This is a genomic window from Bacillus sp. LNXM65 (genome assembly GCF_002998575.1).
Lineage (GTDB): Bacteria > Bacillota > Bacilli > Bacillales > Bacillaceae > Bacillus.
This window is the reverse complement of sequence record NZ_PVRB01000009.1, coordinates 122,948-148,602: the sequence shown is the minus strand read 5'-3', so window position 1 is coordinate 148,602 and position 25,655 is coordinate 122,948. Positions and strand designations below refer to the sequence as shown.

The 25,655-nt window shown below is 41.2% G+C and carries 25 protein-coding genes; 11 read left to right on the top strand and 14 right to left on the bottom strand.

Features of this window, described 5'->3' with window-relative positions:
* Positions 1-164: 164 nt before the first annotated feature.
* The 5 genes from C6Y03_RS17455 to C6Y03_RS17435 form a co-directional block, all read right to left on the bottom strand.
* Positions 165-848, bottom strand: coding sequence for a metal-dependent hydrolase (locus C6Y03_RS17455; RefSeq protein WP_060596988.1), 684 nt, complete (start codon positions 846-848; stop codon positions 165-167).
* Between the two features lie 66 nt (positions 849-914).
* Positions 915-1,670 (bottom strand): SDR family oxidoreductase, encoded by a 756-nt coding sequence (locus C6Y03_RS17450; RefSeq protein WP_106039690.1) that lies wholly within the window; start codon positions 1,668-1,670, stop codon positions 915-917.
* Between the two features lie 177 nt (positions 1,671-1,847).
* Positions 1,848-3,221, bottom strand: coding sequence for an argininosuccinate lyase (gene argH, locus C6Y03_RS17445; RefSeq protein ID WP_106039689.1), 1,374 nt, complete (start codon positions 3,219-3,221; stop codon positions 1,848-1,850).
* A complete protein-coding gene (locus C6Y03_RS17440) occupies positions 3,218-4,429 on the bottom strand; it encodes an argininosuccinate synthase (protein ID WP_106039688.1) in 1,212 nt (403 codons plus the stop codon). The genes argH and C6Y03_RS17440 overlap by 4 nt, the downstream gene beginning before the upstream one ends.
* A 173-nt stretch (positions 4,430-4,602) precedes the next feature.
* Positions 4,603-5,118 (bottom strand): MogA/MoaB family molybdenum cofactor biosynthesis protein, encoded by a 516-nt coding sequence (locus C6Y03_RS17435; RefSeq protein ID WP_106039687.1) that lies wholly within the window; start codon positions 5,116-5,118, stop codon positions 4,603-4,605.
* Between the two features lie 242 nt (positions 5,119-5,360).
* On the opposite strand from C6Y03_RS17435, the gene C6Y03_RS17430 reads away from it, so the two are divergent.
* Positions 5,361-6,002 (top strand): hypothetical protein, encoded by a 642-nt coding sequence (locus C6Y03_RS17430; protein WP_106039686.1) that lies wholly within the window; start codon positions 5,361-5,363, stop codon positions 6,000-6,002.
* Between the two features lie 64 nt (positions 6,003-6,066).
* On the opposite strand, the gene C6Y03_RS17425 is transcribed toward C6Y03_RS17430, so the two are convergent.
* The 7 genes from C6Y03_RS17425 to sppA form a co-directional block, all read right to left on the bottom strand.
* Positions 6,067-7,254 carry an acetate kinase gene (locus tag C6Y03_RS17425; protein ID WP_106039685.1) on the bottom strand — a complete coding sequence of 396 codons (1,188 nt, stop codon included), beginning with the start codon at positions 7,252-7,254 and terminating at the stop codon, positions 6,067-6,069.
* Positions 7,255-7,483: 229 nt separating this feature from the next.
* Entirely contained in the window at positions 7,484-8,458 is a 975-nt protein-coding gene (locus tag C6Y03_RS17420) for a class I SAM-dependent methyltransferase (RefSeq protein ID WP_034661875.1), read from the bottom strand.
* 88 nt (positions 8,459-8,546) lie between these two features.
* On the bottom strand, positions 8,547-9,047 hold the full coding sequence (gene tpx, locus C6Y03_RS17415) for a thiol peroxidase (RefSeq protein WP_034321005.1): 501 nt from the start codon (positions 9,045-9,047) through the stop codon (positions 8,547-8,549).
* 111 nt (positions 9,048-9,158) lie between these two features.
* A complete protein-coding gene (gene ytfJ / locus C6Y03_RS17410) occupies positions 9,159-9,611 on the bottom strand; it encodes a GerW family sporulation protein (RefSeq protein ID WP_003216488.1) in 453 nt (150 codons plus the stop codon).
* Positions 9,612-9,625: 14 nt separating this feature from the next.
* Positions 9,626-10,333, bottom strand: a complete 708-nt coding sequence (locus C6Y03_RS17405; protein ID WP_060597089.1) for a DUF2953 domain-containing protein — start codon at positions 10,331-10,333, stop codon at positions 9,626-9,628.
* 98 nt (positions 10,334-10,431) lie between these two features.
* Positions 10,432-10,953, bottom strand: a complete 522-nt coding sequence (locus C6Y03_RS17400) for an RDD family protein (protein ID WP_034661878.1) — start codon at positions 10,951-10,953, stop codon at positions 10,432-10,434.
* 14 nt (positions 10,954-10,967) lie between these two features.
* Positions 10,968-11,969 (bottom strand): signal peptide peptidase SppA, encoded by a 1,002-nt coding sequence (gene sppA, locus C6Y03_RS17395; RefSeq protein WP_060596993.1) that lies wholly within the window; start codon positions 11,967-11,969, stop codon positions 10,968-10,970.
* Between the two features lie 445 nt (positions 11,970-12,414).
* On the opposite strand from sppA, the gene C6Y03_RS17390 reads away from it, so the two are divergent.
* The 10 genes from C6Y03_RS17390 to C6Y03_RS17345 all read left to right on the top strand — a co-directional run bounded on the left by C6Y03_RS17390 (position 12,415) and on the right by C6Y03_RS17345 (position 23,568).
* A complete protein-coding gene (locus C6Y03_RS17390; RefSeq protein WP_003216672.1) occupies positions 12,415-13,218 on the top strand; it encodes an NAD kinase in 804 nt (267 codons plus the stop codon).
* A 99-nt stretch (positions 13,219-13,317) separates the two neighbouring features.
* Positions 13,318-14,760 carry a DEAD/DEAH box helicase gene (locus C6Y03_RS17385; protein ID WP_106039684.1) on the top strand — a complete coding sequence of 481 codons (1,443 nt, stop codon included), beginning with the start codon at positions 13,318-13,320 and terminating at the stop codon, positions 14,758-14,760.
* Positions 14,761-14,949: 189 nt separating this feature from the next.
* Entirely contained in the window at positions 14,950-15,999 is a 1,050-nt protein-coding gene (desA, locus tag C6Y03_RS17380) for a Delta(5) desaturase DesA (RefSeq protein ID WP_106039683.1), read from the top strand.
* A 118-nt stretch (positions 16,000-16,117) separates the two neighbouring features.
* Complete coding sequence (locus C6Y03_RS17375) at positions 16,118-17,254, top strand: sensor histidine kinase (protein WP_106031182.1); 1,137 nt, start codon at positions 16,118-16,120, stop codon at positions 17,252-17,254.
* Complete coding sequence (locus C6Y03_RS17370) at positions 17,251-17,850, top strand: response regulator transcription factor (RefSeq protein WP_060596997.1); 600 nt, start codon at positions 17,251-17,253, stop codon at positions 17,848-17,850. The genes C6Y03_RS17375 and C6Y03_RS17370 overlap by 4 nt, the downstream gene beginning before the upstream one ends.
* A 198-nt stretch (positions 17,851-18,048) precedes the next feature.
* Positions 18,049-18,969 carry an iron-hydroxamate ABC transporter substrate-binding protein gene (locus tag C6Y03_RS17365; RefSeq protein WP_106039682.1) on the top strand — a complete coding sequence of 307 codons (921 nt, stop codon included), beginning with the start codon at positions 18,049-18,051 and terminating at the stop codon, positions 18,967-18,969.
* A 110-nt stretch (positions 18,970-19,079) separates the two neighbouring features.
* Entirely contained in the window at positions 19,080-19,769 is a 690-nt protein-coding gene (locus tag C6Y03_RS17360; protein WP_148660152.1) for a response regulator transcription factor, read from the top strand.
* Complete coding sequence (locus tag C6Y03_RS17355) at positions 19,769-20,773, top strand: sensor histidine kinase (protein ID WP_060596999.1); 1,005 nt, start codon at positions 19,769-19,771, stop codon at positions 20,771-20,773. Before C6Y03_RS17360 ends, C6Y03_RS17355 begins: the two co-directional genes overlap by 1 nt.
* Before the next feature lie 106 nt (positions 20,774-20,879).
* A complete protein-coding gene (locus tag C6Y03_RS17350) occupies positions 20,880-21,641 on the top strand; it encodes an ABC transporter ATP-binding protein (RefSeq protein WP_012010889.1) in 762 nt (253 codons plus the stop codon).
* Positions 21,631-23,568, top strand: a complete 1,938-nt coding sequence (locus C6Y03_RS17345) for an ABC transporter permease (protein WP_106039681.1) — start codon at positions 21,631-21,633, stop codon at positions 23,566-23,568. The genes C6Y03_RS17350 and C6Y03_RS17345 overlap by 11 nt, the downstream gene beginning before the upstream one ends.
* A gap of 40 nt (positions 23,569-23,608) precedes the next feature.
* Here the strand turns inward: C6Y03_RS17345 and C6Y03_RS17340 are convergent, their stop codons facing one another.
* Both C6Y03_RS17340 and C6Y03_RS17335 read right to left on the bottom strand, forming a co-directional pair.
* Positions 23,609-24,961: an amidohydrolase family protein gene (locus C6Y03_RS17340; protein ID WP_106039680.1), complete on the bottom strand. Its 1,353-nt coding sequence runs from the start codon at positions 24,959-24,961 to the stop codon at positions 23,609-23,611.
* Positions 24,962-25,065: 104 nt separating this feature from the next.
* On the bottom strand, positions 25,066-25,653 hold the full coding sequence (locus C6Y03_RS17335; protein WP_060597004.1) for an NAD(P)H-dependent oxidoreductase: 588 nt from the start codon (positions 25,651-25,653) through the stop codon (positions 25,066-25,068).
* Between the last annotated feature and the right edge of the window lie 2 nt (positions 25,654-25,655).

Here is a 25,655-nt window from a genome sequence, read left to right as displayed (position 1 = left end):
GAGAAGAATTTCTAGTGTGGAACATGAGAAAAACACCTTCCTTAAGTGGGTTTTTCTCTATTATAAAATGAGGAGATGGAAAGTTTAAGGAAAAAATAAAGCTGTCGAGATTTTCTCGACAGCCTGAAAGCCGGCATTGGAATGCCGGCTTTTTGCTATGTTGATTAAATCTCAATCGATTCTCCGCTGTTTAACACATGACCAACGCCGCCATGCAGGCTGTCTGCAAATGCATGCGGGTCCTGTTCAATCGGCGGGAATGTGCTGTAGTGAATCGGCACGACCTGCTTCGCCCGAAGCCATTCGGCTGCGATTCTTGCATCGTCCGGCCCCATCGTGAAATTATCACCGATCGGAAGGAATGCAAGCTCAATATGATTCAGCTCACCGATCAGCTTCATATCTGAAAAGAGCGCAGTGTCTCCAGCATGATAAATCGTTTTGCCCTCTGCAGTAAATAAAATACCTGATGGCATGCCTGTATACGTAATCGTTTTTGCATCTTCATCAATGACAGCTGAACCATGGAACGCTTGCGTGAGCTTGACTTTACCAAATTCAAACTCACGTCCGCCGCCGATATGAAGCGGGTGCGTTTTCACCCCTTGCCAGCTTAAATAAACGGCAAGTTCGTTTGGCGCGACAACGAGCGCGTCATTGTTTTTAGCGATTTCAATGGTGTCACCGAGGTGATCTCCATGCCCATGTGTCAGTAAAATGACATCCGCTTTGACATCTTGCGGCTTGATATCTGTGTGTTTATTTCCTTTTAAAAATGGATCAATCCAAATATGGTATCCGTTTGTTTCAATGTGTACGACTGAATGTCCGTGATATGTAGCTTTCATGTGAGTATATCCACCTTTCGAATTTGATCTCATTTCATCTATTCCCTGTATAAAAAGCTGAAAAACTTAATGTCTGTGAATGACGTTAAGACCACCTGTTGCTTCAATAACTGTCCCTGTAATCAGGTCAGAGCGGTCATCGCATAAAAATGAAATGATGCGCCCGATATCTTCTCCAGTACCAGACCTGCCAATAGGCGTTTCATCGTCTTTGATCTGGCGTGCTTCTTCTATTGTGGATTCTTTCATGTCTCCAACGATTTTGCCTGGGCAAACCATATTGGCTGTGATGCCGTTTTCGGCTTCTTCAATCGCAATGGTTTTCGTAAGTGACGCCAGCCCCACTTTTGCCGCTCCGAAGGCTGATCTGTGCATCCAGCCTGGTGCATGGTCTGCTCCTTGGAAGCCATACGTGATAATGCGGCCAAAGCCTTGTTTTCTCATCATGGGGATGACCATTCGGAACAAATGGAACACAGCAGATAGGTTGCCTTCCATCATTTGATGCCATTCATCTTCAGAGTAATCCGCTAGTTTCTTACGTTCAAAAATATAAGGTCCAGCATTGTTAATCAAGGCATCGATCCGCCCAAATCGCTCTGCTGCCAGCTCTACCATGTTTTTTAAATCTTCTTTGTTTGTCACATCTCCTTGGACAAATTGAAGCTTTTCTTCGTATTCCTGCAATTCTTCTTTCATCTGCCGGACAGCTTCATCATCACTTCGATAATTCACTGTCACAGAATACCCCATATTCAGTAAAGACTCGGTTACTTTCCTGCCAAGTCCTTTAGAACCCGCTGTTATTAATGCGTGTCGCACACAATCTCCTCCTAAAGCAAAGGTTGCAAGTTCACATGTTTCTTATCTTTACTTTACTATAAACCAGCATCTGGCGCACTTATGAACCCTTTCTGCTATCATGTTCTCCAAGGAAGAGGATTCTCCTTTCTGACAGCAAAAAAACCATCCGCATCATACGAATGGTTTTTTGACGTGTTACGCTAGGCAGGCTTTTGCTTTTTCTAAAGCGAGCTGAATTTGTTTAAATCCAGTTCCACCTGCACTTGTTCTTTTTTCAACAGCAACATACGGATCAAGAATGGTGTAAATGTCTTCTTCAAAAAGATCGCTCGCTTCTGTGAATGTTTCAAACCGAAGATCACTTAAGTAGATGCTTTTTTGAATGCATGTATACACGAGCTTGCCAACGATTTCGTGTGCTTCACGGAATGGCATGCCTTTTTTCGCTAGGTAGTCTGCCACTTCGGTCGCATTTGAGAAATCTTCTTTTGTTGCCTTTTTCATGACATCCTCGTTCACCGTCATGGTTTGAATCATGCCTGTGAAGATTTGCAGGCTGCCAGCAAGGGTTTTTACTGTATCAAACATGCCTTCCTTGTCTTCTTGCAGGTCTTTGTTATACGTAAGCGGCAAACCTTTCATAATGGTGAGAAGCCCCATTAGGTTGCCATATACACGGCCCGTTTTTCCGCGGATCAATTCTGCCATATCCGGGTTTTTCTTTTGCGGCATCATGCTGCTGCCTGTTGCATATGTGTCATCAAGCTCAATGAATTTGAATTCTTGAGAGCACCATAAAATGATTTCCTCACAAAGACGTGAGAGATGCATCATCACAAGGCTGCTATTAGACAAAAACTCTAAAATGAAATCCCGATCACTCACGCCATCAAGGCTGTTTTCGTAAATATGATCAAAGCCAAGCAGCTCTGCTGTATATTCACGATCAATCGGAAATGTCGTTCCTGCTAGCGCTCCGCATCCAAGTGGAGACACGTTAATTCGCTTCAACGAATCTTGAAAACGCGCTTTGTCACGCTCAAGCATCCAGAAATAGGCGAGCATATGATGAGCAAAGGAAATAGGCTGTGCACGCTGCAAGTGCGTATATCCTGGAAAAATCGTTTCAACGTGCTGTTCTGCTTTTTCCACAAGCACTGTTTGAAAGGAAGAGATCAGTTCAATGATATGCTCTACTTGGTTATTCAAATATAAATGCATATCGGTTGCAACCTGATCATTCCGGCTTCTCGCTGTGTGCAATTTGCCGCCAAGCGGACCAATCTCATCAATGAGCATTTTTTCAAGGTTTAAATGGATGTCCTCATAATCTACTGAGAATTCCAGCTCATCCGCCTCTGCCTTTTTCATGAGCGTATTCAGGCCGTCTTTGATGGCAGCGGCCTCCTCATTACCGAGGATACCGCATTTATTCAGCATACTTGCATGAGCAAGGGAGCCGGTCAGATCTTCTTTGACTAATTGTTTGTCGAAATGAATGGACGCGCCAAACTCATCGACCCATTTTTCTGGTGTTTTTTGAAATCGGCCTCCCCAAAGCTTTTTCATGCTTTAACCTGCTCCTTTTTATTCACGATGCTGTTTACTTTTGTTGGTAAGCCCCAAAGATTAATAAATCCTACCGCAGCATCATGATCGAATTCATCTGCTTTTGTGTATGTTGCTAGATTTTCATCATAAAGTGAATATGGTGATTTACGTCCTTCTACAATGGCATGGCCTTTAAATAGTTTCACACGTACAACACCTGTTACGCTCTGTTGTGTTTCTTGTAAGAAAGCATCTAGTGCTCCTTTAAGAGGTGAGAACCATAAGCCGTTGTATATTAATTCAGCCATTTTTTGTTCAACGATTGGCTTAAAGTGTGCGACTTCTTTCACTAGTGTTAAATCTTCAAGCTCTTTATGCGCTTTTAGAAGTGTGACAGCACCTGGGCACTCGTACACTTCACGAGATTTGATGCCCACAAGACGGTTTTCAACGTGATCGATTCTGCCAACCCCATGCTGACCAGCGACTTCATTTAAATGAAGGATGAGATCAGATAATGAATACTGGATACCGTCAATGGCTGTTGGTTTTCCTTTTTCAAACGTGATTTCGATGATCTCAGGTGTGTCAGGTGTTTTTTCAAGTGGCGTCGTTAGATCATATGCTCCTTCTGGCGGTGCAGCCCAAGGATCTTCTAAAATGCCGCACTCGTTACTTCTGCCCCAAAGGTTTTGGTCGATTGAATATGGGCTGTCTAAGTTAATCGGAATTGGAATACCGTGCTTTTGAGCATAATCGATTTCTTCATCACGAGACCATTTCCACTCACGCACTGGTGCAAGAACTTCTAGGTCTGGATTCAATGCTTTAATAGATACTTCAAAACGGACTTGGTCGTTTCCTTTACCAGTACATCCGTGTGCAACCGCTACTGCATTTTCTTTTTCTGCGACTTCCACTAGTTTTTTTGCAATAAGTGGACGAGATAGTGCAGATACAAGCGGATATTTTCCCTCATACATGGTGTGTGCTTGTAATGCAGTCAGTGCAAATTCTTCAGCAAACTCTTCTTTTGCGTCAATCATGTAAGACTGAACCGCTCCGACTTGAAGTGCTTTTTGTTGAACGAATGCTAAGTCTTTTCCTTCACCTACATCCAGGCAGCAAGCAACGACTTCGTATCCTTGCTCTTGTAACCATTTAACTGCAACAGAGGTATCAAGACCTCCGGAATATGCTAATACGACTTTTTTATTTTGTGACATGATTGAAAAGCTCCTCTCGCTTGTTTTGATTCTGTGAATGTTTTTTGCATAAAAATAAGTTTTAATTTATAAACATGCATTTAGTATGTATACACTGTAACAAGGAAAAATTGTTTTTTCAACCCCTTTATGAAAAAAACTCCGCCAAATTTTCTTGGCCGAGTCATTTTGTGCTATTTTTGATCCTTTTCAAGCTCTCGTAAGACGTGAGGAAGCTCTGGAATGATGAGTTTTGTCATGGCTAAACGAACAGCTCCAGTAGAGCCTGGTGTGGCAAAGACGGCTTTTTGGTTGACGGCCCCTGCCGTTGCCCGGGACAAGATAGCGGCTGAACCGATGTCTTCTGTATAGCTCAGCATGCGGAAGATTTCGCCAAAGCCAGGCAGCTCCTTGGAGAAAAGTGGGGTGATCGCTTCAATGGTGACATCCCTTGCGGCAATTCCTGTCCCCCCGTTTAATAAGACGGCATCTATTTTCGGTTCGCTTGTTCCCTCTAACACAGCGTCTTGGATCGCTCCAATGTCATCTTTTACAATATCGTATGCAAGAATGAGATGTCCCTGTTCTTTAAGCAAATCAATCATCAGGCGGCCGCTTTTATCTGTTTCTTTCGTTCTTGTATCACTGACCGTAATAACTTTTACATAAAGCCTCTCTTTCGCCTCACGTTTATGCTCTGCAACGCTCATTTTTCACACCGCTCCCTTTTGCTTCGTATTGGACAACATTATAGCATGCTGCTTTTAACAGAAAAAAGCTCTTTTCCTTATTGGAAAAGAGCTTCTTCATTTTTGATTATGCTAAGCGCATAACGTCTCTTGCAATCATAATTTTTATTTAAGTTTACAATATGTGTAATTGTTTTCTATCAGCTACTTGATATTTAATTTATAATGTAAGTTATACAGCGTTAGAATGGAGAATGAAAAATATGGATTTAACAGCAATTCCTCAACTAATAACAACTTTAGTCTCTATATTCGCCTTAATTTTAGCAATTATAACATTAAAAGAAAATCTTAAAACAAGAAAATTGTCCATTAATCCACTTCTCTATCCTTCTAAAATTCTTGAGTTCACTTCAGATCATACCCTGTTAGCTGCTAATTTTACCTTTCCTATAACTGGTGATGTTAAACACTTTACCACTTTGCGTTTTGGCTTAAAAAATATTGGAAAAGGCCCCGCAAAAAATGTTAAAATTATTTCTTTTTCTTCTGAGAAAGAAACAGCTAATGAAAGTTTCAAGGTGAGTAGCAATGTAGTAAGTATACCTGAAGGGGATTCTATACCTTTCTTAATTAGAACAAGTTACGAAGACACACTAGAATTTGACTTTACAACTTATACTACAACAATTTATTATGAAAATATTCTAGGCAATGGTCTTTATTTTAGCGCAAGACTCTGTGTTCAACAAGAAGAAGTTATTGTATTAGAGTATACAGATGAGGACACTACTGAATGGAAAGAAATCATATCTTCTGTACCTAGAGCTTTAGAATCTTATGGCTATTTTGAAATGAAAAAAATAGAAGACAATATGCTGAACGACCATAGCTCTAAAAATTAACATAAAAGCACTCCTTTTCTTAATAAGAAAAGGAGTGCTTTTAAATTCTGCAAAAAAGAACACTTTAATTCGCAAGACGAAGAACGTCTCTTGCAATCATTACTTCTTCGTTCGTTGGGATGACGATCACTTTTACAGGAGAGTGCGGGTAGCTGATGAATGCTTCTTCGCCTCTCATGTTGTTAAGAGAAGGATCCCAGTAAACGCCCATGAATTCTAGACCACGAAGTACACGAGCTCTTACTTCTGAACTGTTTTCACCGATTCCAGCTGTGAAGATGATCGCATCTACACCATTCATTCTCGCTGCATAAGAACCGATATATTTATGAATACGGCTTGCAAAAATATCAAGAGCTACTTCTGCACGGTCGTTTCCTTCTTCTGTTGCTTCTTCGATATCACGAAGGTCACTTGATAGACCAGACACACCTAATAGACCACTCTTCTTATTCAAAGTAGAAAGTACTTCTTCAGCTGTATGTCCTGTTTTCTCCATAATAAATGGAATAAGGGCAGGGTCAATGTTACCTGAACGTGTACCCATTGCAACACCCGCAAGCGGTGTGAAGCCCATTGAAGTATCGATTGATTTTCCGCCTTCAACTGCTGCGATACTCGCACCATTTCCAAGGTGGCAAGAGATCAAACGAAGCTCTTCAAGAGGACGGCCTAATAGCTCTGCTGCACGCTCTGTTACGAACTTATGGCTTGTCCCGTGGAATCCGTATTTACGAATACCAAAGTTTTTGTAGTAGTCGTACGGAAGGCTGTATAGGTAAGACTGCTCTGGCATTGTTTGGTGGAAGGCTGTATCGAACACAGCAATCGCTGGTACGTCAGGCAGAATTTGTTTGAATGCTTTGATTCCTACAACGTTTGCAGGGTTGTGCAGTGGTGCTAGCTCTGAAAGCTGATCAATGTCATTGATGACTTCATCTGTTAAAAGAACAGAGTCGCTGAATTTCTCTCCGCCGTGAACGACGCGGTGTCCTACGCCATCAATTTCATTAAAGTCTTTGATGATGTTAAATTCAATTAGTTTTTCAAGCAGCATTTTGACCGCTACTGCATGATCTGGTATATCTGTGATTTCTGTTTTCTTTTCTCCACCTACAGAAATCGTGAAGATACTGTTGTCCATTCCGATTCTTTCAACAAGACCTTTTGTTAAAACGGTTTCTTCTGGCATGTCGAACAATTGGAATTTAAGAGATGAGCTTCCTGCGTTGATTGCAATAATTTTAGACATTTCTGTCGCTCCTTTTACTCAGTTGTTATATAAGGTTTCACGTTTTTTCCGGTGCTATATTCAACCTGTTTGACGGGTCTTTTATAGTTTAACGATAAGTCCGAAAAATATCTGACTTTTTCATTTAAACATTGAAAACTTTGCATTTCAAGTGCACCTTCGAACTGTTACCGCTTACATCGATAAGTCGTTATTTTCTGAATAATAAAATAGCCAGACATCACTCTGGCTATTCTTTCGTTTCTTTTTCTTCTATAAACCACTGGTCTAATTTTCTCATCACACCCACCATGGCTTCCTTTTGTGAGAAAGACGGCAGATTGGCAAAGAGCATCCGTTTTGGTGCTTCCAAGCCTTCCTTTTTCTTTTGCATCACAAACAAGCTTTTGGCGTGCTTTTTGTCCTTGAACATGGAGACCGGCAGCTGAATTAACGCATTCATATATGCATGATCTTTGATAAAATCCTTTAATTGCACGCTTTCTTTTCCTTCAAACAAATCGTTTGGAATGATGAAGAATAAGAAGCCGCCTTCTTTCGTATAACGAAGGCTTTGTTCAATGAATAAATAATGGGCAAAGGCATGTCCTTCTTTTGCCTTCAAATCATAGTCTGCTGCACGCTCATCATTTGGGTAATAACCGACTGGCAGACTGCATACAGTGACATCTACTGGTGAGATCAAAAGCGGCTCAAGGCTGTCTTGATGGAAAAGCTCGACTTCCTTCTCTTCCAAGTTTGCCTGTGCCCATGCAATTTTAATGAGTACATCATCAATTTCAGACGCAAAGCCGCGCTTTGTTTCTGCAGTGAGATTGTTTAAGACAGCAAGCAGTAAGTTCCCTGTTCCCGCTGCTGGATCAAAGACAACAAGCTCTTTTTGTCCTTCTAAAAATTTATTCACCAAATAGCTGACAAACAGCCCGATCGTATCTGGGGTCATCTGACGATTTGGATGGGAAATATCCTTTTGTCCTTTCAATACGGCGAGCTGAAACGCTTTACGAATCTGCTCATGATCATAAGAAGCAAAATCTGCTTTCTCTATTAAATCCTTTAGTAAACCGTCTCGATCATTTGCTTGGAAAAAGGCTTCTCCTGCTTCAGCTAATGCTTCAATATAGGAAATGCTTTGGTCCTTTTTTAATCGAATAGAAGCTGTATCGAGCAGCTCGAAAATCGTACTTACTTGATCTTTCTGCAATGCTTTTCTCTCCTCGCTTTGTTAAAAGCTATATCTCCTCATTGAAAAGAGCCCCAGTATGAAGCCGGAGCTCTTGTCGATGCTGCTTTTATAACAGTGATTTTGCAGCTTCAATGGCTTTTTCATAATTTGGGTGATTCGTTGCTTCGCTTACGTATTCAGTGTAAACCACTTTTCCGCTCGGGTCTAATACGAAGACTGCGCGCGCCAATAAACGCAATTCTTTCATATATACTCCGAACGCTTCACCAAATGACATATCTCTATGATCAGATAATGTTTCGACATTTTCAATTCCGTTTGCTCCGCACCAGCGTGCTTGTGCAAATGGAAGGTCTGCACTAATTGTATAGATATTGACCGGACCTAAACCGGCTGCCTCTTCATTGAAACGTCTTGTTTGTGCGTCACACACACCTGTATCAATAGAAGGAATCACTGAGATGATCGTCACTTTTCCTGTTAAATCTGAAAGTGAAACTTCCCCTAGTGAGTTCGTTAATACCGTGAAATCTGGAGCCTGCTCGCCTACTTTCACTTCATTTCCTACAAGCGTGACAGAACTCCCTTTAAATGTGATCGATGCCAAAACAATTCCTCCCTTATCAAATGTATGGTTCTATCATAGTAGAGAAAGCAAAAAACTGCAAAGCCTAATCGTCACTTTTGAAAAAAAGTTAACTGCAGCGCAGCTAACTTTTTAAAGGTCTATGTCATCTAGTTTTCGTTCTTTATGACGGTTCTCCCGTTCATCCTTCTTAAACATGTGCTGAAGACGTTCAATTGCTTGAGGAGCAGAATCCAATATTTTATCAAGCAGATGTGTATGTTCATCCAAATGAAGCATTCGAACGCCGTTTGTTCCGACAATTAAGAAGGCGATTGGTGTAATAGACACACCTCCGCCGCTTCCGCCGCCAAATGGGAGTCTCGGTTCTTTTCGTTCTTGATCATCAGAACGTTTTTCTTTCTTTTGGTTCCCGTTAAATTCACTGCCGCCGGCTGCAAATCCAAAACCAACCTTCGACACAGTAAGAATGACACTGCCGTCAGGGGTTTCGACTGGATCGCCGATGATCGTATTCACGTCTATCATTTCTTTTAAGTTTTCCATCGCTGTCTTCATAAGACCTTGGATTGGATGATCTGCCATTTTCGGGTTCCTCCTTAAACAGATGATTCATTCTTCGTTGCTTGAAGAGAGGCATTTTTTCTCGCCTTTCTTCCTTTTAACCAATGGACAAGTAAACGAATGGCTGCAAGCATAGCATGTCCAATACGAAAATAAGCTATACATGTAAACTGGGTTTGTGACACATTATGCTGAAAGGCAGGAATGACTTCATATACCGGTTTATGCTTAAAGGTGAGATGCTCCTGCATAAAGGCAAGCAGTGCTCCTTTGACTGACCACACACCGCCGGCTGCTACACCTGTTAAAGCGGCGTCATGAAAGCCGATCCATGTTGACCAGTGAAACGATACAATTCTGATGTGAATGAAGAATTTACGCATGATCCGGTTTAAATCGACGATCTCTTTTGTGATGCGCTCCATTTGATGAAGGATTTGCTTCATATCACGTTTTCCCACTTTTTGATGTATGGATTCTTTTTCGTGACTAGGGGTTTTGGCGCTCGCCATCTTCTTTTCACGTATATCAATCGTTTGATCTTCTGGATTGACCCTCACCATCGGAATGTCTTTTTTGAGTCTGATGATTCCATATAAGGTGATGATCTTCAGTGCAAGGTGGTCATTGTCATTTGCATGTGAATAATCCAGTGAAATGGTCACTTTCATGAAGATCAATAAGATCCCAAGGAACAAAAAAGCTGCGATCCAAACGTAAAGCACTGTGCTCACTTCCTCCATAACAAATGATGCTTCCTCTACGATTATGGCTCTCATTCTGGATTTTATACCCAATCATGAAAAAAGAGTTTGACCGGTACCCGGCCAAACTCCTTTGATTATACGTTTGCTTCTGTTTTTTCATATAAATGTTCATGGACGACCACCGTATCGGCAAAGTAATCATGAACCCCTTGCTTTTTCGGTGAGAACCCAACGACAGCATAGAGAACAAAGAGCGTATTAATGTAGCGACCTACAATCTCTCTAAAGAAAATGACATCCCATGCCAGCTTCTTCTCAGGCTGAAGCGAGACCACTTTGATCCCAAACACCATTTTGCCGAGTGTTTGTTGAAAGATTTTCGTCATGATGGCGAAATAAAGCAGGAATACAATCGTCGTTGTGACGGAGAATGGAGAAAACCATCCTCCTCCTTTGGACCAGCCAAACAGACTAAAGATTGGAGAAACCGTCAAATGGTTGACACCCCAGACGACGAGCCAATCAAGAATAAACGCCCAAAACCTAATCCAAAAGCCTGCAAACGCCTGTGCTTCAATCACTGCACGTTTCGCAAGAGCCGGATTCGATTCTTCTTGGCTGCGGCTTTCGGTTACTTCATCGAACGTAGAATCCATCTATGATCCCTCCTTTATTTTGAATAGAGATACATCGGTTTAGACCCGTTTGAGCCAGCCAGTGTTTCTTTTAGATTGAGAAAATCAATTTCACTTTTAAAGAGTTTGCTTGCGCTCATATTGAAGAGAGAGTTCCAGCCAAAGCTTTGAGAATAGCTGATCACTGTCGCTCCTTTTAACCCTTTTTCATTTTTCTTCATTGCTTTGATTGCATCTTCATAATATCCTAGCTCATCGACTAATCCGTTCGATTTCGCCTGCGTTCCGTCATAGACCCGGCCGTCAGCAATTTTCTTGACGTCCTGTTTTGACATGCCGCGTCCTTCAGAGATGACTTTGACAAACCCTTCATACGAGTTATCAACCATGCTTTGCATGATGTCGCGCTCATCTTTTGTCATATCACGATTGGGTGACATGATGTCTTTAAATTTTCCGCTCTTAATTGTTTCGTATTTAATACCTAAATTATCTGCCAGCTTTGAATAGTTCAAGCTTTGCATGATCACACCTAACGATCCTGTTAATGTTTCAGGTGAAGCAAAGATTTTCTTGGCTGGAGTTGATACGTAGTAACCGCCAGAAGCTGCCATTGAGCCCATGGAGACGTAAATCGGCTTCTTCGCTTTTTTCACTTCTTCTAATTTTTTATGTATTTCCGCACTTTCATAGACACCGCCGCCAGGAGAGTTGACGCGCAGCAGTACACCTTTTACTGAAGCATCATCTTTCGCTTTTTCTAGTTCCTTGAGGAATGCACGATGATCATAACCTTCTCCGCCTAACAGACTTGATGCGCCGCCATTATCTTGAATGGTTCCATTAATCTCAAGAACCGCAATTTTCCCAGCACCGCTTCCATCCTCTAGTACCTTTTCTTCTATTTCATCCCCAAATTGATAGCTCATTTTATTGTCATTGAAGTTTTCGAACAAGGCCATCGTGACACTTATCACAATTGAAAATCCGAAAACACCTAGTGCAATGATTAACGCTACCCATCTTTTCGCATTCATCTTTTTCTCCTCCTTTTTGTCTCTCTTCATTGATACGAATATTCATATGAAATGTTTCACAGGAATTGTGGTTTTTTTACATTTCATTTCATCATATGATAGCACCTCTTTTCATTCACGATCAACTTTACATCGTCTCCTTTGAGATGCGCATGACGAAAAATTGGCTTTTTTATCCTCCCTCTGCACCTAATAGGCTAGTTCTACACCACAACGAAACACCTAAACTACTCTTTCATGAGAAAGAAGCTATTCAATTATGCTCAAATCCTGCCCTTTTCGAATCCCTTACATTGACTCATTTCTAAAAACGAATGCCTTCATCATGCAGGTTTTTCTAATGTTTTTACTTTCATATGAAAAAAGTGTAAAATGTGAGCAAGGGTTCACATGTAAGCCCTTTATTATTGGAAAACTATTTTTGACAACAAAGGGGAGAACGTCAATGACAGACAATCGTCGCAATGTATTTTTCTTTTACAAAAAAGATCATGAATTGGATGGACACATTTCTTCTCTGGAGAAGCTCGCTACCGATCAAGGCTTTCAAGTCGTCAAGCGTGCAGAGGATGCCCATATTATTGCTTCAATTGGCGGGGATGGCACATTTCTTCAAGCAGTCCGCAAAACGAATTTCCGGGATGACTGCTTGTATGTAGGGGTATCAAAAACAGAGAATTCGCATCTATACTGCGATTTTTCATTAGAGCATTTTGATAAAATGATTGATGCCATGAACACTGAACAGATTGAAGTGAGAAAATATCCGATCATCGATGTAAGCGTTGACAGTACCAATCAGTTCCATTGCTTAAATGAACTGTCGATCCGCTCAAGCATTATTAAAACATTTGTGATCGATGTGTATATAGATGATTTCCACTTTGAAACATTTAGAGGAGACGGAATGATTATTTCTACTCCGACCGGCTCAACAGCCTACAATAAATCGGTAAACGGCGCCGTGGTTGATCCGATGCTCCCTTGTATGCAAGTCACAGAGCTTGCATCGCTAAACAACAACTCGTACCGTACACTGGGTGCTCCTTTCATCTTAAGCAGTGACCGCAAGCTAACGCTGAAGGTTGTGCAGGACGGAAACGATCATCCAATTATCGGACTTGATAACGAAGCGCTTGGCACGAAACACGTCAAACAAATTGACATCGGCCTTTCAGGAAAAGTCATTAAAACAGTGAAATTAAAAGACAACTCCTACTGGGAAAAAGTAAAACGCAGATTCCTTTAATCAAAAGCTCCTTTATGGGGCTTTTTTTCATGTCTTTTCATTCACGGTCATGGTTATGGTATGATGTCACAAGTATGAATGTACGAAAAGGAGAACACGATGACATTACAACAATTTGATCAATATCCATTAAGCAATGAATTAAAACAAGCGCTAAAAGCACTTCACTTCCATACACCTACACCTGTTCAGCACGAGACATTATCCGTTGCTTTTTCAAAGCAGGATCTGATCGTCAAATCTCAAACTGGCAGCGGCAAGACCGCAGCCTATGGTTTGCCGATTTGTGAAATGGTCGATTGGGCTGAAAATAAACCTCAAGCCCTCATCCTCGTTCCAACACGAGAACTCGCCATGCAGGTCAAACAGGATATCACAAGCCTTGGACGATTGAAACGAATCAAAGCCGCAGCCATTTATGGAAAAGCCCCTTTTCAAGCCCAAAAAGTAGAGCTTGCACAAAAAAACCATATTGTGTGCGGAACACCAGGACGAGTCTTGGATCACCTTGAGAAAGGTACTCTTTCATTAGAAAACCTCAAATTTTTCGTGTTAGATGAAGCGGATGAAATGCTGAACATGGGATTTATTGATCAAGTCTCTTCTATTATTCAGTATCTGCCGCCAAAGCGCATGTCAATGCTGTTTTCAGCGACCATGTCTGATGAGATGAAGAAATTGAGCGAACAGTTTTTACAATCACCAAAAGTGATTGAAATCGCACGCGCGGCAACGTCTGTACAACAAATCACCCACACCGTGATTGAAACGGAAGAAGAAGCAAAATTCTCCCTTCTTCAGCGTACGATCGTCATTGAAAATCCAGATAGCTGCATTATTTTCTGTAATACACAGGACCGAGTGAATGAACTCACAATGAAGCTGGACGAATGGGATGTGCCTTGTGACAAAATTCATGGAGGCATGAGACAGGAAGACCGCTTCGCTGTCATGGATGAATTCAAAAACGGTGAGTTCCGTTATTTGATCGCAACCGATATAGCAGCCCGGGGCATTGATGTCAGTGATATGACACATGTGATTCATTACGATCTGCCCTATGAAAAAGAGCGCTATATTCACCGAACAGGAAGAACTGGCAGAGCAGGGAAAAGCGGGAAAACCATTGCGTTTATGACCAAAAACGCAAAGCCTCTGATTGATGAATTAAAGCAGGAAGCAGGTATTGATTTCCAGACGCAGCCTTATCCAACAAAGGAAGACGCAGAGCAGCATGTAGAAAGCTTTGAAGAAAAGATTGAAACACCGATTCAAAAGGAAAATAAACAGGCAGGCGTTGAGAAGGATATTATGAAGCTTTATTTTAACGGCGGAAAGAAAAAGAAACTGCGGGCCGTTGATTTCGTTGGGACCATTGCCAAAATAGAAGGCGTTGCCTTCGATGACATTGGGATTATTACCATTCAAGATACGAAAACATATGTCGATATTTTAAACGGCAAAGGCCCTCTTGTGCTGAATGCCATGCGCCACACAACCATTAAAGGCAAGCAGTTAAAAGTTCATGAAGCACGTTCATAAAAAGTGAAGGCTAAGCGCCTTTACTTTTTTATTTAAAATAAAATAAGCTTACAAACCCTGATACCGTCAGCCTTTCCGGCGTCCAACATGACAAATGTCATATCGAATACATGATGGGTGCTACTATGAGCATGACACCTTTCCTTCTATACTTTGAAGTAGAAAGAAACGGAAAGGACTTGAACGTTCATGACGACTTCAACAAACACACAGCAGCAAGCCACTTTAAGAAAACAAGTTGGCCAATTCTCTGGTGCTAATTCTAAAAAAAGTATCATGCAGCTCTTTAATACATTTATTCCATTTTTGGGGCTTTGGTTTCTTGCCTATTATAGCCTGAACATCTCCTACCTTTTAACCCTCTTCTTTGCGGTTATTGCAGCTGGTTTTTTAGTACGTGTCTTTATTATTTTTCACGACTGCTGCCATCAATCCTTTTTTAAACAGAAACCGCTGAATCACCTGTTCGGTTTCTTAACAGGTGTACTCACCCTTTTCCCTTATCTTCAATGGCAAAGAGATCATTCGATTCACCATGCCACAAGCAGTAATCTAGACAAACGAGGTACTGGTGACATTTGGCTCCTGACAGTCAAAGAATATCAAGAAGCATCAGTATGGACGAAATTTCGCTACAGATTTTATCGTAATCCTTTTGTGATGTTTATTTTGGGACCGATCTTTGTTTTCCTGTTTAAAAACCGTTTCAACGTCAAAAATGCTCGTAAAAAAGAGCGCTGGAATACGTATTTCACAAACATATCAATTGTTTTATTGGCAGGAGCGACCTATCTCCTTTTTGGCTGGCAAGGTTTGTTACTTGTCCAAGGTCCAATCTTCCTGATTTCTGGATCAATCGGTGTATGGCTGTTTTATGTGCAGCATACGTTTGAGGATTCTTACTTTGAAGCAGATGAACATTGGAATTATGTGCAGGCAGCAGTAGAAGGCAGTTCTTTTTACAAATTGCCAAAACTCCTTCAGTGGTTAACAGGCAATATCGGTTATCACCATGTCCATCATTTAAGCCCGAGGGTACCGAATTATCATTTGGAGCATGCACATGAGCATAGTGAGCCGCTTCAAAATGTTCCAACCATCACTTTAAAAACAAGTATTGAGTCAATGAAATTTAGACTTTGGGATGAAGAAACGAAAGCATTTGTTACCTTTAAAGAAGCACGTCAGACTAGAAGCACACCTGTCATCAAAGGAGACATTCTCAAGAAGAATGCGTAAACGACGCAAGCTCTTTCTTACAATAGAAGGAGCTTGTTGGTATTTGCAGGATGCGATAACGTGTTCAATTTGATAAAGTAGTGAAAAAGAATGAAAAAATGGAAAAGGTGATTCACGGATGAAAAAACAACTTAAAATTCAAAAATTGCATGGGATATCCCCGTATATATGGGCCATTTTTTTCATCCTTCCCTTTTATTTTATCATTAAGGCTCCTTCGACTTTAGGCATTGTGATCGGCATTATTTTGAACGTTGTCTTTTTCGCTGTCTATCGTTTTGCCTTTATCGCAAAAGGCTGGTCTTTATATGTATTAGGCCTTCTCTTGATTGCGATTTCTACTGGCTATGTCATGCTCTACAGCTACATTTATTTCGCTTTTTGCATCGCCTATTTCAATGGGCATATTAAAAGAAAAGTACCTTTCTATATCTTATACTATATTCATGTCGGGAGCGCCGCCATTGCGGTGAATTTCAGTCTGATCTTAAAAAAGGGCTGGTTTCTCACGCAAATTCCCTTGGTTCTCATTACACTCATTAGTGCCATTCTCCTCCCCCTCAGCATTCGAAGCAGGAAGGAACGTGAACGGCTCGAAGAGAAATTAGAAGATGCCAATGAACGTATCGCTGACCTTGTAAAAATTGAAGAAAGGCAGCGCATTGCACGTGATCTGCATGATACCCTTGGACAAAAGCTTTCCCTCATCGGTTTAAAGAGTGATCTTGCCCGAAAACTGGTTTATAAAGACCCAGAGCAGGCTCGTGCCGAACTGAAAAGCGTCCAGCAAACAGCCAGAACGTCTCTCAATGAAGTTCGGAAAATTGTTTCCTCCATGAAAGGTATTCGGATCAAGGATGAAATGTTGAACATAGAGCAAATTCTCGAAGCGGCCGGGATAGAATTGATCTATGATGAAAAGGAAGCACCGAAACACATCTCTCTTCTCAACGAAAACATTGTGAGCATGTGTATAAAAGAAGCGGTCACCAATATCGTCAAACATAGTGATGCCACAGTCTGTAAAATAACCATTCATCAAAAGTCAAAAGAAGCGGTCATCACGGTTGAAGATGATGGGACATTTAAAGGAGATCACCCCTCCTCTCAAACGAAGGGACATGGCCTTTTAGGGATTAGAGAACGATTGGAATTTGCAAATGGACGCCTTCACCTTGAGACAAAAGATGGGACGAAGCTGATCATGAGTATTCCAAATGATTCAGCAGCAAAAGAAAAGGAGGGGATGAAATGATCAACATCTTTATCGCAGAGGATCAGCAAATGCTGCTTGGTGCGCTCGGTTCACTTCTTGATTTAGAAGACGATATGAAGGTAGTTGGGAAAGGATCGAATGGCCAGGATGCCATCGATTTTGCCAAAAAACACCCTGTTGATATTTGCTTAATGGATATTGAAATGCCAGGAAAATCCGGACTTGATGCAGCGGAAGAGCTCAAAGGAACAGATGTGAAAATCATCATTTTAACGACCTTTGCCCGCTCTGGTTATTTCCAAAGGGCGCTCAAAGCTGGCGTCAGCGGCTATATGCTGAAAGACAGTCCAAGTGAAGATCTGGCAAGTGCCATTCGCAGTGTGATGAAAGGGAAAAAGGTGTACGCCCCTGAATTAATGGAAGACTTATATAGTGACGAAAATCCTTTAACAGAACGAGAGAAATCGGTCCTAGAACTCGTCGCAGACGGCAAAAACACAAAAGAAATTGCTAAGGAACTCAGCATTAAAAGCGGCACTGTCCGGAACTACATTTCCATTATTTTAGATAAGCTAGAAGTGAAAAACCGCATTGAAGCCATTACACGCTCAAAAGAAAAAGGCTGGTTTAAATAAGAAAAAAGATCAGGACACATGTGCCTTGATCTTTTTTTCTACCAAAAATCCCCCTCTATTTTTTATCACCAACTATCAAAATGCAATTGACAACAGACCGCACTCCTATGATATGATATCCAAGTGATAATAATTATCATTATCACTCGTGCAATCAAATACCCGGCTTATGTGCCGATTTCAAAGGAGTCTACATTCATGAAGAAAATATTGTTCCCTCTGATGCTCATCCTTGTACTTGCGTTGAGCGCATGTGGCAATAGCAGCAGCTCTTCCTCAAATAAAGGAAATCAATCAACATCATCAGACAAGATTACATATCAATCTGAAAATGGCCCTGTGAAGCTGCCAGCGCATCCAAAACGTGTCGTTGTACTCGGTTCTTACACGGGTAATGTCATGTCACTAGGTGTGAACCTAGTCGGCGTCGACTCTTGGTCAAAAAAGAACCCTCGCTTCCAAAAGGAATTGAAAGATGTGGAAGAAGTGTCGGATGCCAATGTGGAAAAAATCATGAAACTAAAGCCTGATGTCATCATTGGCTTAAGCAATACAAAAAATGTAGAAAAACTAAAAAAAATCGCGCCAACAGTTTTGTTTACGTATAACAAAGTCGATTACCTTCAGCAGCATATTGAAATTGGAAAAGTATTAAACAAAGAAAAAGAAGCCAAAGCATGGGTAAAAGATTTTAAAGAACGCGCAGCTGAAGCTGGAAAAGAAATCAAAGCGAAAATCGGTGAGGATGCGACGGTTTCTGTGTTTGAAAGCGGCACAAAAGATCTTTACGTGTTTGGAGATGCATGGGGCCGCGGCACAGAAATCCTCTACCAAGAAATGAAACTAAAAATGCCTGAAAAAGTGAAAGAAAAAGCATTAAAGGCTGGCTACTATGCGGTTTCACAAGAGGTCATTCCTGAGTTTGCTGGAGACTATATGATCATAAGTAAAAACAGCGAAATGGACAATTCCTATCAAAACAGTGAAATCTACAAGTCCATCCCAGCTGTGAAAAAACATCGTGTGTATGAGGCAAATGCAGAAGAATTCTATTTTAATGATCCGCTCACACTCGACTATCAACTATCATTCTTTAAAAAGCACTTTTTAGGTAAATAAATTGAAGCAAGGGAGCCCTTCCCTTGCTTTTTTCTTGTCTGCTTCTAGCGGCAGCGCTTTTTTTCCGCTACAATTACATACAAGCGAATACAAAAAGTGTGGTGCTGGTTTTGTTTAAAATTTTACTGATTGAGGACGATACAACCCTCTTCCAAGAAATCAAAGAACGTCTAGTAAACTGGTCCTATGATGTTTATGGGATTCATGATTTTCAACAGGTGATGCAGGAATTCACTTCTGTTCAGCCTGATCTCGTCATTATTGATATACAGCTGCCAAAATACGATGGTTTTCACTGGTGCCGAATGATTCGGCATCATTCAAATGTACCGATCATCTTCCTCTCCTCTCGTGACCATCCTGCTGATATGGTCATGTCAATGCAGCTCGGTGCCGATGATTTTGTACAAAAGCCCTTTCACTTTGACGTGCTCATTGCCAAAGTCAGTGCCGTTCTTCGCAGGGTACATGATTACAATGCAGAACCTGCAAGCTTAAAGGTATGGTGCGGCGCTACGATCGACCTAGAAAAAAACACCGTCACAAATGATCACGGTGAAGTGGAATTAACGAAAAATGAACTGTTTATTCTCAAGGAATTGATTCAGCATAAAAATCATATTGTCAGCAGGGAATCACTCATTCAAGCACTGTGGGAGGATGAACGGTTTGTCAGTGACAATACACTCACTGTGAACGTCAATCGCCTTAGAAAAAAACTAGATGAGATCTCCCTTGGCACCTACATTGAGACAAAAGTGGGCCAAGGCTATCTTGCAAAAGAAAAGGATGATCAATGATGCTGCAAGCATTTTTAAAAGAACGAAGAAGCTGGATCCTGTTCTTTCTTAGTTTGCAGCTCCTCATTCTGTTTGTTGCTTATTTGGATACGACCATTCCACTGGCGTCTCTTTTTTATATTGTGTTATTATCTACGTTTTTCATGATCGTCTTTCTCTTTTTCCGATATCGTAAAGAAACGGCGTATTATGAGCGGCTGAAAGAATGGGATGATCATATTGATCATCAAATGCGGCTCACTCCATCTTCCCCATTTGAACAGCTTGTACATGATGCGACATCAGAGCAAATTGCCCGCTACCGGAAAATGGCAGCAGAACAGCAAATCGCCCTTGAAGAAGAGAAGGATGAATTGCTCTCATGGATACATGAAGTGAAAACACCTCTCACAGCGATGCACTTAATGATTGACCGCTTAACAGAGCAGCCGCTGAAATCGAATATGACGTATGAATGGCTCAGAATTCATTTATTACTCGATGCCCAGCTGCACCAAAGCAGAATACGTCATATCGAAAATGATTTATTTATTGAACAGCTTGACCTGCAAAGCATCTTAGCCAAAGAAATCAAAGCGCTCCAATCATGGTGCATGCAAAAAGGAATCGGCTTTGAACTCACGCTAGAAGAACGTCACGTATTAAGTGATACAAAATGGTTATCCTTTATGATCAGACAGGTGCTCACAAATGCAGTTAAGTACAGTCATTCGTCCGATATTGCCATTGAAAGCAAGCGAATGAATGACCAAGTGATGCTGACGATCTCAGATCAAGGCAGAGGGATAGATCCAAGAGACCTTTCTCGTATTTTTGAAAAAGGCTTTACCTCAACGAGACATCACAATGACACCGCCTCAACAGGAATGGGGCTTTATTTAACGAAAAAAGGAGCAGACGCTCTTCATATCAAGATCGAGGTCAACTCCACGATAGACCAAGGCACAACCTTCACCTTTATCTTTCCGAAAAAGAATGATTTTGTGCATATTGCGAGCATGTGACAACAATGTCACATGCTCGTCTGTTTTGTTCGCCAAATCGAAGGAAATGCGGCGGGCTTCTTTTTATACTAGAGGTATCAATTAAATAGAAAAAGGGGATCGACAAATGAACATTTTAGAAGCTCGCAAAATATATAAAAGCTACGGAAATAAATTCAACAAACAAGAGGTGCTGAGTGGCATTGATTTGACCATTGAAGCCGGAGAATTTGTCAGCATTATGGGGCCATCAGGCTCGGGGAAAACAACCCTTCTAAACGTATTGTCCTCTATCGATCATGTATCCAGCGGATCGATTCGTATCGCAGATGCTGAGATGACACAGATGAAGGATCAGCAGCTCGCAGAATTCAGAAAAAAGCAGCTTGGCTTTGTCTTTCAGGATTATAACTTACTTGATACACTCACGGTCAAAGAGAACATCCTCTTGCCATTATCCATCTCCAAAACGCCGAAAAAAGAAGCTTTTGAACGTTTTCAACAGCTCGCGGAGGACATGGGCATCTATGAACTAAGAGACAAATATCCGAATGAACTCTCTGGTGGGCAAAAGCAGCGGACATCAGCGGTTCGTGCCTTCATTCATGAGCCGAGTCTGATTTTCGCGGATGAACCTACCGGAGCGCTTGATTCCAAATCTGCATCTGATTTACTCAATAAGCTGCAAGATTTCAATCGCAAACGAAAAGCGACTATTGTCATGGTGACACATGATCCTGTCGCAGCCAGCTATTCAAGACGCGTCATTTTTATCAAGGACGGACAAATCTATACTCAGTTGAATAAAGGTGCTTTAGAGAGAAAGATGTTTTTCGAGGATATTATGAAAACGCAAGGTGTCTTAGGCGGTGTGAAGCATGAACATTAATCAGCTCGTCTTCCGTAACCTGAAGAAAAATTTGAAGAATTACTATTTATATGTGTTTGCTCTCGTGTTTAGTGTGGCGCTCTACTTTTCTTTTGTTACCTTGCAGTACTCACCAGCACTTGATGATGTAAAAGGGTCCATTAAAGGCGGTGCGTCGATTAAAGCCGCTTCGGTACTGCTCATTGCCATTGTTGGGATCTTCCTGTTATATGCGAACAGCATTTTTATTAAACGACGAGGGAAAGAAATAGGTCTCCTGCAGCTCATTGGCATGACGAAACAAAAAATTGCCAAACTGCTCAATGCAGAAAATTTTATCCTATACGTGTTCTCATTGGCTGTTGGCATCATAGCTGGATTTATCGGTTCAAAGCTCATGCTGATGGTACTATTTAAAGTAACCGGCGTTAATGCCATCGCGCATCTGCATTTTTCAGGCATGGCCCTTCTGCAAACGCTCATTGTCTTTTTCATCATCTATGGATTAATTATGCTAAGAAATAGACGGTTTATTAGTAAACAGACAATTTTATCTTTGTTTAGAACCACGTCTTCTACAGAGCAGCGTGTGAAAAAGATCTCTGTGTTTGAAATCATCATTGGGGTTTTCGGTATTGTCTTGATCAGCTCAGGCTATTATATTTCTTCTCAGCTTTTTAGCGGCTCATATACGTCCATGCTTGAGTTATTTTCAGCAATGATTTATATTCTAGCCTCTGTCATTATCGGTACCTTTCTCTTTTATAAAGGCTCTGTTTCTTTCATTGCCAATATTGTACGGAAAAGAAAAAATGGCTATCTCGCCATTCATGAAGTCCTGTCTTTGTCATCTATTATGTTCCGATTAAAATCAAATGCACTGCTTTTAACGATTATTACAACCGTATCTGCTCTTGCCATCGGGTTGTTATCTTTAAGCTACATTTCCTATTACTCAGCAGAAAAAACGGCTGAACAACAGATTCCATCACATTTTGTCATGGGCTCAGAGAAAGAAGCCGATACCTTCACTCGTGCACTTTCTGACAAACATATTGCGTATGAAAAAAAGCAGTTCAAGGTCATTCAAGCGGATTTTGATGCACATAAGATCATGGATTCGGAATTACAAAGTTTGAATAAGAATCCAAGAGTCTTGACACTGCCTGTGATCAGTGAGAAAAATGCACCTAATATTCATGTAGAAAACAACGAAGTCATCTTAAGCGGCTACAGTGATTTATTGAAGAAATTCATGCCGATTCAAAGTTCAGGTGATGTGAAACTTCTCATCAAGAAGCCGCTTGATTTAAAAGTCATTGATATGAAGAAAGATTACATCATCTCTTACAAATTCACTTTTGGCGGTCTGCCTGTTGCCGTCGTCAGTCAAAATGTCTTTGAGAAGCTTGACCAGCAGAAAGATCCTAAACTGCAGCTTGAGAATAGTCAATATCATGCGGTCAATATAAAAGATGATAAAAATCTTGAACAAGCCAATGATGTGTTTACATCTTTAAAACTAGGTGACGACAGCATGTCTCAATTAGCTTCAGCTCAGCAGCAAAAGCAAACAATGGGACTGATGATGTTTGTGGTTGGATTTTTAGGTCTAAGCTTCCTTGTGACATCAGGCTGTATTTTATACTTCAAACAGATGAATGAAAGTGAAGAAGAACAAAGCTCGTACACGATCTTACGTAAGCTTGGCTTTACAGAGAAAGATCTATTAAAAGGCATTCGGCTCAAACAGCTATTTAACTTTGGAATTCCGCTCATCATCGGATTGCTGCACAGCTACTTTGCAGTTCAGTCTGGCTGGTTTTTATTCGGCGGTGAACTGTGGACACCAATGCTCATCGTCATGTCGATTTATACGGTTTTATATTCTGTCTTTGGATTCCTATCTGTCCAGTATTACAAAAAGGTCATTAAAGAATCCTTGTAATGAATTCCCCATAGGCCGCTGCCTATGGGGATATGTTTGTTTATGATGGAGTTGATTCAAACTTGTGCGATAGAATATGATCTCTTGCCGCATAAGCTTTGCGTTTGACCTCTTCTAGGTTCACACCAACAAGCTTTCCGCTTCGTTTCACTGCTTTTCCAGCCACATAGACAGAATCAACATTTGAAGGATGTGCCGTTTGGACAACCGCTCCAGCCGGATCTGTCATCGGCAGAAGATTCATGCTTGTCCGGTCGATCAGGATGAAATCAGCTTCTTTTCCAGGTGTGAGTGAGCCAATTTTATGATCAAGCTGTAATGCACGAGCCCCATTGATCGTTGCAGCTTCAAGCATTTGATGAGCAGAAATCCCAAGTTCAGGTCCTGGCATGATTCCCTCCATCAGCAATGATTGATTTTGAAGCGCGCGCTCTGCCTGAAGTCCGAATTTCATTTGAGCAAACAAATCTCCGCCTGTCGCTGTTACCACATCTACACCGAGCGTTGGAAGAACACCTTGTTCAATCGCAAGTCCTGTTACAGGATAACCGTGACCCATCATCATCTCAATTTCAGGTGTAATAGATATGGAGCTTCCGCTGTCTGCCAGCATCTTCATTTGATCCGCATCGATTGCATTGATATGCACCATGTTGAGGTCAGGTCCGAGTAACCCTGCTTTGTGAAGCCGCTCAATCGAACGATCCTCCGCTCCCCAATTCCCAAAGCCAATGTGCATACTGCATAAAGCATCTAGAGACCGGGCTGTTTCAATTTCAAATACTGAAGTCTCCCATGAAGAAAACTCTGGTCCACGAATCGCAAGCCCCATCGTCAAGAGCTGATCTGATGATTGAAAATGCGCTTTTTTCACGCGTGCTGCGTCCTCCATATTGGTGAGCGTGCTCTCCCTATCCCAATACTCAGCATCTCCAGAAGAGCCAAAAGCAAAAACAGCTCGAATGCCCGCATCTTTTAATCCTCCGATGAGCTCTTCTGTATGATCCATTGAATTGATCATCGTCCAGTCTAAACATGTGGTCACTCCTGCATCTAATGCCTCTAATGCCCCTAAATAATTTGCGATTCGATCATCGGATGGGCGTCTCATCGCACCATAGTTACCATAATAGATTTTGCTCAAATATGTCTGCAAAGACCAATCTGTGCCTATGCCTCTGATGACAGACTGCCACACATGACGATGTGTATCCACAAGCCCTGGCATGATCACCATATCGGACGCATCGACAATGTCAGCATCATTTGCTTCAATGAAAGGTCCGACCTCTAAAATGTGTGTCCCTTCAATTAATAAATCTCCCTTTTCTAAAAAACCTAAAGTTGGATCAAGTGTTAAAATCGCTGCATCTTTAAACAATGTTTTCTTCATCCATATCCCCCTTTTTATATGATGAGGAAGAGTTCCCCCACCCTCACTGTCATTTTAAAACATGAAAGGATCGAATTAGAAGAAAAGTGACTTCACCAACTGTTTTATGAGCTGATTTTTTTGAAATAGTTGTAGATACGTTTTAATTTGGCCTCATGTTTCCCTTTTGGGCTTTCCATCATGCCGAACTCAAAAAACTTCACAGGTTTGATTCCGACATATTGTAAGAGGGCTCTTTTCATTAACATCTTGTGTGCATTTTGCAAAAAGAATAAAGGGTAGTTGGTTGGCCCTTGCATTGTCGATACACAAACAGCACTTTTTCCTTTTAACAGTCCTTCTGGAAGCAGCCCGCCTGTTTGACGATAAGCAAAATTCGCAGCAAACATGCGGTCAATAAAGCCAATCAGCATGGCTGGCGGCCGTCCCCACCAAATGGGATAAACGAATACGATTTTATCTGCCCATTTGATCTTTTCCTGATACACCCGAATGTCAGGGTCCTTATGCATATCACGCCTTTTTTTCTCTTCATTAAAAATCAGCACAGGATCAAATTCTTCTTTGTATAAATCGATGATTTTCACTTCATGAACAAGTGGATTTTCTTCACTGCCTTTCATAATTTCTTTTAAAAAAGCACCATTTAAACTATTGTGATGAGGGTGAGTATAAATAATGAGTAGATTCATGT

Coding starts and splice junctions, on each gene's coding strand:
- C6Y03_RS17455 (WP_060596988.1), bottom strand. CDS start 848: ATGAAAGCTACATATCACGGACATTCAGTCGTACACATTGAAACAAAC.
- argH (WP_106039689.1), bottom strand. CDS start 3,221: ATGAAAAAGCTTTGGGGAGGCCGATTTCAAAAAACACCAGAAAAATGG.
- C6Y03_RS17440 (WP_106039688.1), bottom strand. CDS start 4,429: ATGTCACAAAATAAAAAAGTCGTATTAGCATATTCCGGAGGTCTTGAT.
- C6Y03_RS17435 (WP_106039687.1), bottom strand. CDS start 5,118: ATGAGCGTTGCAGAGCATAAACGTGAGGCGAAAGAGAGGCTTTATGTA.
- C6Y03_RS17430 (WP_106039686.1), top strand. CDS start 5,361: ATGGATTTAACAGCAATTCCTCAACTAATAACAACTTTAGTCTCTATA.
- C6Y03_RS17425 (WP_106039685.1), bottom strand. CDS start 7,254: ATGTCTAAAATTATTGCAATCAACGCAGGAAGCTCATCTCTTAAATTC.
- ytfJ (WP_003216488.1), bottom strand. CDS start 9,611: ATGGCAGATCATCCAATCCAAGGTCTTATGAAGACAGCGATGGAAAAC.
- C6Y03_RS17405 (WP_060597089.1), bottom strand. CDS start 10,333: ATGGAGGAAGTGAGCACAGTGCTTTACGTTTGGATCGCAGCTTTTTTG.
- C6Y03_RS17400 (WP_034661878.1), bottom strand. CDS start 10,953: ATGGATTCTACGTTCGATGAAGTAACCGAAAGCCGCAGCCAAGAAGAA.
- sppA (WP_060596993.1), bottom strand. CDS start 11,969: ATGAATGCGAAAAGATGGGTAGCGTTAATCATTGCACTAGGTGTTTTC.
- C6Y03_RS17390 (WP_003216672.1), top strand. CDS start 12,415: ATGACAGACAATCGTCGCAATGTATTTTTCTTTTACAAAAAAGATCAT.
- C6Y03_RS17385 (WP_106039684.1), top strand. CDS start 13,318: ATGACATTACAACAATTTGATCAATATCCATTAAGCAATGAATTAAAA.
- desA (WP_106039683.1), top strand. CDS start 14,950: ATGACGACTTCAACAAACACACAGCAGCAAGCCACTTTAAGAAAACAA.
- C6Y03_RS17375 (WP_106031182.1), top strand. CDS start 16,118: ATGAAAAAACAACTTAAAATTCAAAAATTGCATGGGATATCCCCGTAT.
- C6Y03_RS17370 (WP_060596997.1), top strand. CDS start 17,251: ATGATCAACATCTTTATCGCAGAGGATCAGCAAATGCTGCTTGGTGCG.
- C6Y03_RS17365 (WP_106039682.1), top strand. CDS start 18,049: ATGAAGAAAATATTGTTCCCTCTGATGCTCATCCTTGTACTTGCGTTG.
- C6Y03_RS17355 (WP_060596999.1), top strand. CDS start 19,769: ATGCTGCAAGCATTTTTAAAAGAACGAAGAAGCTGGATCCTGTTCTTT.
- C6Y03_RS17350 (WP_012010889.1), top strand. CDS start 20,880: ATGAACATTTTAGAAGCTCGCAAAATATATAAAAGCTACGGAAATAAA.
- C6Y03_RS17345 (WP_106039681.1), top strand. CDS start 21,631: ATGAACATTAATCAGCTCGTCTTCCGTAACCTGAAGAAAAATTTGAAG.
- C6Y03_RS17340 (WP_106039680.1), bottom strand. CDS start 24,961: ATGAAGAAAACATTGTTTAAAGATGCAGCGATTTTAACACTTGATCCA.
- C6Y03_RS17335 (WP_060597004.1), bottom strand. CDS start 25,653: ATGAATCTACTCATTATTTATACTCACCCTCATCACAATAGTTTAAAT.